The organism is Sphingomonas aerophila (genome assembly GCF_014199305.1).
Taxonomy (GTDB): domain Bacteria; phylum Pseudomonadota; class Alphaproteobacteria; order Sphingomonadales; family Sphingomonadaceae; genus Sphingomonas; species Sphingomonas aerophila.
The window spans coordinates 1-2,410 of sequence record NZ_JACIJK010000028.1 but is presented as its reverse complement, the minus strand read 5'-3'; the positions used below and the strand labels follow the sequence as shown (position 1 = coordinate 2,410).

At 70.9% G+C, this 2,410-nt stretch carries 2 protein-coding genes; both read left to right on the top strand.

Features of this window, described 5'->3' with window-relative positions; translation table 11 throughout:
* Nucleotides 1-940, top strand: a 940-nt coding sequence (locus FHS94_RS19060; protein WP_184060884.1) for a mannitol dehydrogenase family protein, incomplete at its 5' end; no start/stop codon positions are given.
* 15 nt (nt 941-955) lie between these two features.
* The gene (uxaC, locus tag FHS94_RS19055) at nt 956-2,410 is read left to right on the top strand and encodes a glucuronate isomerase (protein WP_184060882.1); all 1,455 of its coding nucleotides are present in this window, start codon (nt 956-958) and stop codon (nt 2,408-2,410) included.

The following is a 2,410-nucleotide window of genomic DNA, read 5'->3' as shown; positions in this document are numbered from 1 at the left end:
GCGGGCGTCGGCGGGCACGGCGCCCTTTGCGGTGCTGTGCTGCGACAACATGGCCGGCAACGGTGCGAAGCTGCGGGCGGCGACCGTCGCCCTGGCCGCGACCCGTGACCAGGCACTGGCCGAGTGGATCGCGGCGGCGGTCGCGTTCCCCAACTCCATGGTGGACTCGATCACGCCAGCCACCGATGCGGCGCATCTCGCCCGCGCGGCAGAAGCGCTGGGCGTCGAGGACGCCGCTGCCGTCCAGCGCGAGGCGTTCGTGCAATGGGTGCTGGAGGACGTGGCACTGCCCGGCTCGCCGGACCTTTCGGGCGCGGGCGTGACGCTGACCGCCGATGTCGCCGCCTGGGAGCAGGCCAAGCTGCGGGTGCTGAACGGGTCGCACTCGACGCTCGCCTATCTGGGGCTGCTGCTTGGCCACCACAGCGTCTCGGACGCGATGGGCGACCCGGGCCTGTCGGCGTTTGTCCAGGCGCTGGTCCGCGACGAGGTGCTGCCGACGCTACGCGGCACGGCGGGGCTGGACCCCGGCGCCTATGCCGCCTCCGTGTTCGAGCGGTTCCGCAATCCGGCGATCCGGCACCAATTGGCCCAGATCGCCTGGGACGGGTCCAAGAAGCTCCCCTACCGCCTGCTCGACACGGCAGCGGAGCAGGTCGCGGCGGGCCGCCCGGTCGACCGGATCGGGGTCGCGGTCGCCGGCTGGATCGGCTTCCTGCGCGAGCGCGCGGCACGGGGCGAGACTGTCACCGACCCGCTCGCCGACGAGTTGCTGGCGCGGGCCGGTTCTGCGGGCGACGCGGCATCGCTTGCGCAAGCGATGCTGTCGCTCGACGCGGTGTTTTCGCCCGCGCTCGCCAGCAGCGCCCCGTTCCGCGACGCTGTTGTGCGGGCACTCGGCCCGATCGTTTCCGGGCGTGTCCGCGACGCGCTGGCCTGATCCACGGAGTTTCCCATGGTTCCCCTGCACCTCCACCCCGACCGCCTGCTCCCCGCCGATTCCGGCACCCGCACGGTCGCGCGCGACCTGTTCGCCTCGGTCGAGCACCTGCCCATTGTCAGCCCGCACGGGCACACCGACCCTGCCTGGTTCGCCGAGGACCGGCCCTGGACCAACGCCACCGAACTGCTGCTGGCGCCCGACCATTATCTCTACCGGATGCTCTACAGCCAGGGCGTCAGCCTCGCCTCGCTCGGCGTTGCCGACCGGAACGGCCCGCCCGCGACCGACCCGCGCGAGGCATGGCGCGTGTTCGCCAGCCACCAGAAGCTGTTTCGCGGCACGCCGTCGCGCATCTGGCTCGACCATGTGCTCGCGGTGGTGTTCGGCATCGAGGTCGCCCTCGACCCGGACAGCGCGGACCTGATCTTTGACCGGATCGGGGAAGCGCTGGCGACCCCGGCCTTTCGCCCGCGTGCCCTGTTCGAGCGCTTCAACATCGAGCTGATCGCCACCACCGACGGCGCGCATGAGCGGCTCGACCACCACGAGGCGATCCGGCAGTCGGGCTGGAGCGGGCGCGTCGTCACCGCCTATCGCCCCGACGCGGTGATCGACCCCGAGCACGAACAGTTCCGGTCGGCGCTGGACGCATTCGCGAACCTGACGGGTGAGGATGTGACCAGCTGGCGGGGCTACCTTGCCGCGCACCGCAAGCGCCGCGCCTATTTTGCCGAGATGGGCGCCACCTCGACCGACCATGGCCATCCGACCGCCGCGACCGCCAACCTGTCAGCGGTGGACGCCGAAGCCTTGTTCGACCGGGTCATGCGCGGCGACGTGTCACCCGCCGACGCCGAGCTGTTCCGCGCCCAGATGCTGACCGAGATGGCGGGCATGAGCGTGGATGACGGGCTGGTGATGCAGATCCACCCCGGCAGCTTCCGTAACCACAACCGGGGCCTGTTCCTGAGCCATGGCCGCGACAAGGGCGCCGACATCCCGACCCGTACCGACTATGTCCATGCGCTCAAACCGATGCTCGACCGGTTCGGCACCTCGGCCGAACTGTCGGTGATCCTGTTCACCCTCGACGAGACCGCCTACGCCCGCGAGCTGGCGCCGCTCGCCGGCCATTATCCCTGCCTGAAGCTCGGCCCCGCCTGGTGGTTCCACGACAGTCCGGAGGGGATGCGCCGCTTCCGCGAGATGACCACCGAAACGGCGGGCTTCTACAACACCGTCGGCTTCAACGACGACACCCGCGCGTTCCTGTCCATCCCCGCCCGCCACGACGTGTCCCGCCGCATCGACTGCGGCTTCCTCGCCCGGCTGGTCGCCGAGCACCGGCTGTCGATGGCCGATGCCCAGGAACTCGCGGTCGACCTCACCTACAACCTCGTGCGCCAGGCATACCGCCTCGACCAGGTCACGCCACCCCCCGCACCCCTCGCCGCGGCAGCGGAGTGA

Coding starts and splice junctions, on each gene's coding strand:
- uxaC (WP_184060882.1), top strand. CDS start 956: ATGGTTCCCCTGCACCTCCACCCCGACCGCCTGCTCCCCGCCGATTCC.